Source organism: Candidatus Thermoplasmatota archaeon, from assembly GCA_034660695.1.
Lineage (GTDB): Archaea > Thermoplasmatota > E2 > UBA202 > DSCA01 > JAYEJS01.
In genome coordinates this window covers 1-6,878 of the sequence record JAYEJS010000093.1, presented here as the reverse complement: position 1 = coordinate 6,878, position 6,878 = coordinate 1, and the positions used below count along the sequence as shown (strand labels likewise).

General features: G+C 39.5%; 6 protein-coding genes. 3 read left to right on the top strand and 3 right to left on the bottom strand.

Annotation, left to right across the window (positions count from 1 at the left end; genetic code table 11):
- The 3 genes from U9O96_04715 to U9O96_04705 form a co-directional block, all read right to left on the bottom strand.
- Positions 1–844 (bottom strand): divalent metal cation transporter (locus U9O96_04715; protein ID MEA2054402.1); only part of this gene is annotated, 844 nt, incomplete at its 3' end.
- 42 nt (positions 845–886) lie between these two features.
- The gene (locus U9O96_04710; GenBank protein MEA2054401.1) at positions 887–1,711 is read right to left on the bottom strand and encodes a hypothetical protein; all 825 of its coding nucleotides are present in this window, start codon (positions 1,709–1,711) and stop codon (positions 887–889) included.
- Positions 1,708–2,991, bottom strand: coding sequence for a hypothetical protein (locus U9O96_04705; protein MEA2054400.1), 1,284 nt, complete (start codon positions 2,989–2,991; stop codon positions 1,708–1,710). Before U9O96_04705 ends, U9O96_04710 begins: the two co-directional genes overlap by 4 nt.
- A gap of 90 nt (positions 2,992–3,081) precedes the next feature.
- On the opposite strand from U9O96_04705, the gene U9O96_04700 reads away from it, so the two are divergent.
- From U9O96_04700 to U9O96_04690, 3 genes are all read left to right on the top strand, one after another.
- A complete protein-coding gene (locus U9O96_04700; GenBank protein ID MEA2054399.1) occupies positions 3,082–3,423 on the top strand; it encodes a hypothetical protein in 342 nt (113 codons plus the stop codon).
- 324 nt (positions 3,424–3,747) lie between these two features.
- Positions 3,748–4,992, top strand: a complete 1,245-nt coding sequence (locus tag U9O96_04695) for a TIR domain-containing protein (protein MEA2054398.1) — start codon at positions 3,748–3,750, stop codon at positions 4,990–4,992.
- Positions 4,993–5,387: 395 nt separating this feature from the next.
- Positions 5,388–6,626, top strand: a complete 1,239-nt coding sequence (locus U9O96_04690) for a hypothetical protein (GenBank protein ID MEA2054397.1) — start codon at positions 5,388–5,390, stop codon at positions 6,624–6,626.
- Positions 6,627–6,878 lie beyond the last annotated feature (252 nt).

Below are 6,878 nucleotides of genomic sequence, written 5' to 3'. Positions count from 1 at the left end.
CACCGGCATCATCAGGTAGATAGTTTATTTTTCCCTTTTCTCTAAAGGCATTGAATACTTTTTGTGAAAAAGCATCCGGATCTTCTTTATCCTTGAAGATACCCCATTTTTTAACTTTTATCCATCCCAGATACCCAACGAGCGGTATAATACTAATCGTGAGAGTGCCCAGATATCCCAGCATGATCAACGGCACAGGCTTTTCAGCTACTGTAGAAAAATTTGTAGTGACCCAATCAGGGTATCGAGGGGCGTTTACCAGGAAAAAATGCGGCAGCATTTCCAGAATATCCGGCTTTATCATTATTACTGATATAACTGCTCCTGCCCCCAACACGGCTACAAAAAAAGCCTGAGTGTATTCAAGTAATTTATACCTGCCAATAAGTACCAATACGGTTGCAAATAAACAAAATGAAATTCCCCATACCAAATAGTGGCCGAATCCAAAAATCCATGCCAGCGATTGCCCAAGCGTGGTTATTATCGTAGCCGCAAACATGGGGATAAATACGAGTATTATTCCTATAAACAGATAATTAAGCCATCCTTTCCTTGTTTTAAATGCAAACATATCCATCACGCTTATACCGGAAAGCAAAGTAAATCTACAGCCCACATATGCTGTAATATATGAACCAATATTGATTGTAATCAGCCAGAGCAATGAAAAACCAGCCCATGCCCCTATCTGCGGCCCGAGTATGATCTGGCCCTGGCCTATGGTCATCGACGCCAGCACCGCACCAGGCCCAAAAAAGGCGAGGTATTTAATATATTTTTTAATCGATGGCTTTTCTGTTAAAACTTTATCCGGATCAGGAAATGTAATCTTATCCGCCATGATAACGGGGAATATATTCCCACTATTTTAATTTGTATATTTTTACGCTGTCTTCAGTTTTCCAAGAATTGGCTCGTACACCATCCCTTTATCCATGAGCGATGTCAATGCTTCTTCAACAAGATTTCTTTCCACTCCCTCTTTTTCTCCGCTATCCACAATCTCATCCCAGAGGGCTCCTTCCTCCCCCTCGCATTTCTTCACAATTTCCAGAATCTTTTTTTCTGCCTCCCCCAGTTCTTTTACATACTCTATTTTTCCGGATGCAAAATGAGATAACGCCTCCCTAATCAAAAATTGGTAATGATCAATGTCCACATCCTTGTATGCAGATAATGCCTCAACAACTCCTTCCGCCATAAATGAGGGATAGCCAAGTTCTTTCAGTTTGTAGACGGATGGAGGGTTCATTTTCATTGCTTCCCTCATCGCTTCCATTCTTTTGTAGGTATGCCTGCAAGTTTCCATAATCCAGTAATCACGAAGACTCGCATCAACCTCTTTTATCATCTCGGGGCGCACAGAAACGAATACAACTCCTTCCTCGGGCTCATACACCCTGGCTTTCCCTGCCACCGCAACATAACTTGGTGTCTCTGTCTGTGAAAGAAAATTTGCGGCCTCCGGCTGGTATCGCCCGGCGTATATGGTGTATATACCTGTGGGATCGGAAATATGGGCCCTCCACATCTCGCCTTCCTGGGCAACATTCTCTATGTCAGTGAGAACACCAACAATAAAAAGCCGGTTTATTTTTGCACCCAACGGCGATATGACATATGATGGGACTTTTTCTCCTCCCCCCTTAAGGATATGGGTTGATTCGTTGTACTCCCCCGCGAACACTCTCAATGCAGGCTCTCTCATTTTAGCGCCTCCACCTTTGCCAATAGTTCCTCTCCTTCTTCCTTGATTTCAGGGTGTATGACCTCGGCATTCTGCACAATGACAGTAACTCCGTAATCGTCTGATAGTGCATTGCCTGTGACATGGACGGGATGTGCTATAAGTAAATCTTCCATGTCTTTCTCCACCGCTTCTTCCCCGGATTTCTCTGTCATCTTTTCATAGTCCTGGAGATTTTTTTCAATCAACTTCTCGGTTGCATCCCTGCCAAATATGGCGTTCACCGCTCCCGTTCCATCATCTATTACTGCTTTTATTCTTAAATCAAGTATTCCATCTACTTCTCCGTCAATAACACATACACCCTCCCTTATCGCCCTGTTGCATTTGGGGCACCTGTAAATTATTCCAGAGCCCTTCTGGATTTCTATGACAACCCCTTCAATGCTTAAGTCCACGCCCCCCCCGGCTTCCACGACTTTATGAATGGGAATTTTTTCTGTCCCTATGTTTTCCACCAGCAGGGCTTCATCCAACTTCTCGACTTTTGCATTTTCATTGAAAACAATCTGAGGGGCACCTCTCCATGACTTGGTATACGCTCCACTTATTTCAACAACATCTCCTTCTTTTATGCCGAAGTCCGCCCATGATGTGTACCTTATCTTTCCCGTCTCGTCACCCATTATGCCCGAATAAACTTTCTTATTTTTTCCTTCAACGCTCACGTCCCGCTCTTCCATTGTAAGGATTTTTGCTTTCACCTCGACATTTGAAAGCCCGGGCTTTAAATCAATCACGCTGTAACGCTGTGCCTTTCTCTTTATCAAGTCGATGCTTTCATCGGTTTTTTCCACTTCAGTCCATTCAGAAAAATTCAATCTGGGCTGGCCGCCCCACTCTCCCGCAGATGCATTTTTTATTTTTACTACATCGCCCTTACCAAACCCAAAATCTTTCCAGGCGGTAAATGGCAGTACGGCGGTCTCATCGCCCACCAGCCCCCGAAATATTTTTCTTTTTTCCCCCTTAACTTCAACCTCCCTTTCCTCCACGGCAGCTATTTTTCCAAGCAAACTTAGCCTTTTGTCGTACGGCTCGACATCACCCAATTTTTTTTTGTTTGATGACGGTATAACTCCTTTTCCCCCGTATTTTTGTATCACCGCCCGTTTTGCCTGGTCAACCGGAACACCATATTCAATAAATTTTTTTAAATTCTTCTTCACTTCTTCTACGCTAACTTCCTTTCCAACGGCCCTTACAATTTCGTCAACCACGGAATCCATTTCTTCGTTCATTTTCTTCACATTGAAATAGGAACGAGTGTATAAAATTTTTGAGTGAGAACAAAAAGCTTAAACAATTTCGTACTATAGTAAGCTTTTGATATGAAAAGGAAGGATATCTGGACTCCATATAAGATATGGGATGAAACAGAGTGGTATGAAGCTTTAAAGAGAAATGGAATGAAAAAATGCGCTATTTGCGAAAGGGTATTCTACTCTAATGAAGGAAGAGTCCCGGTGGGCAACCCAGTAGTGCACCATCTTATTCCGAAGCAAAAATATGGTGGAAAGAAGGCAGAGGCAATTTTAATATGCTCCAAATGCCACAAACAGGTTCACAAATTGTTTGATAACAATACACTTAAAAGCAAATACCATACCTTAGAAAAAATCAAAAGCTGCGATGAAATAAAGAAATTTGTAAAGTGGATCAGGAAAGAGTGACCGCAGGCTTTTCTTGCATTGGGAAGCGCCGAAAATCATAGAAAAAGAAACAGCTCTCTTTAAATCTTTAAATCCTCGATCAGGTCAGCACAATCTTTGGCAAAACTTGGTAGCAGGGTCGGATGAAAAATAAGAATATATGAAAATAGTTATAATGCTTGTTTTGATTAAGGCTTACTGAAAAAATGAACTGTTTCGGATAATAGAAGGATATATAAAGTTGAGTTCGGATATAAGTAAGTTATCGGAAATTGCCCGCATTTCAAGGAGGAAAATTAATATGCTGTGTGCCCTCATATATTCAAAAACGAAGGAACGATGTAAATGATAGAGAAATTAGAAAGACTTAAGGAAGAAATCACAAAGATACAAGGGATCATGATTGCTGTTTCTACTGGTCGTGGAAATATTGATGATTCTGAAGAAGAATATCGTAAATTATATTTTTCAATAAAAGAACAACTAAAAAGTTTCCGAGAGAAAGGAGTCTCATTTCCAGATTTAAACTTTTTTTCATCTCTTTGGGATTTTTATTCCTATTGGAAGGCAGAATTAAAAACATACCAAGAAAGAAGAGAATATGTTCGTTCATTGTATAAGCCTATCGATGATGCTATAACTCAAGTTTTAATGAAGGTTTATAACAGAACAATCGACTCAAATAATTTAGAAAAGCTATTATCTTCAATCGTGGAAGAAAGTATTGAGAATAAAGAATCGAAAACTCTACCTTCGACAATCGGGGCATCTGAAGCTTCTGCAGATGAGTTTGAACATGATATTGCCGTATCATTTGCTGGTGAAGATAGAGAAACCGCAGAAGATATTGCAAATGCACTGATAACTGAAGGCGTCAAGGTATTTTATGATAGATTTTATAAGGTTGATATGTGGGGAAAAAAATTAACGAGCTGCTTTCAGGATGTTTATGGCCCAAAGGCGAGATTTGTAATGGTCTTAATATCAAAGCACTATCCTATTAAAGATTGGACCGACTTTGAATTCTCCATCGCGAGGGGAGAGGCAAAAAAGAGAAAAACAGAGTTCATACTACCAGTTAGGCTAGATGATACCAAGATTTTAGGGATACATGAGGATGTGGGATATCTCGACTTAAAAATAGAGGGTATTAAGGGGATAGTCGATGCTGTTATAGAAAAATTGCCAAAAAGAAAAGAGTTACATGTTAAGATAACAAAGGGTATATTTGTAACGACTTTAGGAGTTAATTTTGAAGATTTGGTTGAGAATAAAATAATATCAAAAGACGACTGGAGGAATTATCCAAGAACATGCGATAAATTAGAGGCTGATTTAAAGGCAAAATTGGATAAATTGGCAATTGGGGAATATCATTTTACGGAACCATCAGCGAGAAATGGAGAAACATTGTCAGTAAAATTTGCTCATTTTTGGGATACATCATGGGGGTTGCCTGATTTTACTTTTACGGATTATTGGGATTTTCTTGAATTTCGCCCGGTAGAAGAAATCTACCCTGATAGTTACAAAGAAATAAAATCAATGTTTAGAGAAGTCAGCTTCACAAAAGGACGGGATAATGAATGAAGGTAAAGGGCACACAGCAACATATGCGGGCAACTCTGCGGAAACCTTTAGTGTCCTTGCCTCGCCCTATCGGGCTCGGTCATATAACAGGCGGGTATACGGCTCCAGACCTTGCAGGTCTTCCACCCAAATCCTTCGCTTCGCTCAGGGCTTCGCATGTCCGCGAGACGTTATACGCCATTACCATGAGTTTCATAGAGAATTGTGAGGGATAATAAATGTCTTCACATAAAAGATACCGAGAGAGAAAAGTACAAACCGAAGATTTTTCTTTAGAGGAAAAATTGCATTCTCTCGGGAGCAAAGACTTGTGTAAACTGATCCAAACCTTAATGGAGAAAAAAACAGGAATTCGGAAATTGATTTTAGAATGGTTTAAGGAGAAGTCAAAAGATATGAAAAATATGATCACTGATAGAGAAAGAGGGCTCTTAGACGAGGAACTATTATGGGAACATTGGGAGAATGCTAAATCCATTATTTCGCAATTCAACGAATATGGAGGTGGACCGGAAGATGAAGAAGATGAATGCTATAGTTATCTCGATGATATCGAGAATCTGGCTGAAAAAGGGAAGATATCAACAGAGGCAAAATTTGAGTTCATGGATGAACTTTTTGAGGAGTATAATGTTCACAACTCTGGATTTGAAGATAAAATGATGGATATATGCTTCACACTTTGCAAGACAAAAGAAGAATGGCAATATCTTGTGAAAAAACTCGGAGAGAACCCGACGGAGTGGAGAAAAGACCTGATTATGAGAATTCAGAAAAAATATCTACAGGATGACGATGCATACTTAAAAATGCGTAAAGAAGATCTCCACTATGGTATGGATTACTGGGATCTAGCAGAATTCTATATCCAGAAAGGAGAGAGCAAGAGAGCGGTAGAAATAGCAGAAGAGGGATTATTAAAAGGAGATGGACGACTGACGGAATTGTTTGAATTTTTGTCTGACTATTATGCAAAAAGTAGAGATAGCGATAATCTGGAGCGGGTCATACAGTATGCACTCAAGAAAAAAAGCGATGAAAAAGTAATGCTGGATAGATTATTTGAATATTATAAGACACAGAATGATTATGAAAACGCCAAAAGAGCACTTCTGAAAGCATTCGAGTATGTGAAAACAATTGGATACATACCAGAAGTAAGGTCCTATGTGCACTACAATAAAATGAAACAGTTCTTGGTTGAGGCGGATTGGAAAAACATCGAGCCGAAAATTATCCGAGAAATTCGAGAGAAAGATCTGGAAGATTATCTGCGAATATGTCTAGATAAAGGCATGAAAAAAGAAGTGATACATATATTATTAAATCCACCAAAAAAACAATCTGGCATTGGATTTGGGTTCGATACAGATTACAACTTCGATGAGTACGCAAACCAGTTAAAAGAAGAGTTCCCAGAAGATGTTATTAAATATTACTGGCAAAAGGCATATAGTAACATCAAAAATGGTAATAGAGGAACATATCGTACTGCAGCAAGATATTTGGCGCTGGTTAAACACATTTATACAGATATATTAAATGAAGGATTGAAATGGGAACAGCGTTTTTCCGCTTTAAAAGTAGAATTTAAGAAACGCCCTGCATTTCTGGAGGAGGTAAGAAAACTATAGAAGAAACGGGCGTTGTGGTGATTACTGTGGTAACGACGTATAACATCCCTTGCAACCCTTTTTCTTTCCGTTGACATTGTTTGCTGGAAACGTTAAGCCCAATCGCTGAGGCAGGAGTCCTATTCCAACGGAAGTTCCAAGGATTTTTCTGTTAACTTTTTGAATTCTATATCTAGTAATTGGCAATAAAAAACAGAGCCCACATATCCAAATGTGGTCACTAAAAATTTAGAAATACCGCAAGTTTTATTA

What these genes read in the sequence shown, in the direction of transcription:
- U9O96_04710 (MEA2054401.1), bottom strand. Translation starts at nt 1,711, where the DNA reads ATGAGAGAGCCTGCATTGAGAGTGTTCGCGGGGGAGTACAACGAATCA.
- U9O96_04700 (MEA2054399.1), top strand. Translation starts at nt 3,082, where the DNA reads ATGAAAAGGAAGGATATCTGGACTCCATATAAGATATGGGATGAAACA.
- U9O96_04705 (MEA2054400.1), bottom strand. Translation starts at nt 2,991, where the DNA reads ATGAACGAAGAAATGGATTCCGTGGTTGACGAAATTGTAAGGGCCGTT.
- U9O96_04690 (MEA2054397.1), top strand. Translation starts at nt 5,388, where the DNA reads ATGAAAAATATGATCACTGATAGAGAAAGAGGGCTCTTAGACGAGGAA.
- U9O96_04695 (MEA2054398.1), top strand. Translation starts at nt 3,748, where the DNA reads ATGATAGAGAAATTAGAAAGACTTAAGGAAGAAATCACAAAGATACAA.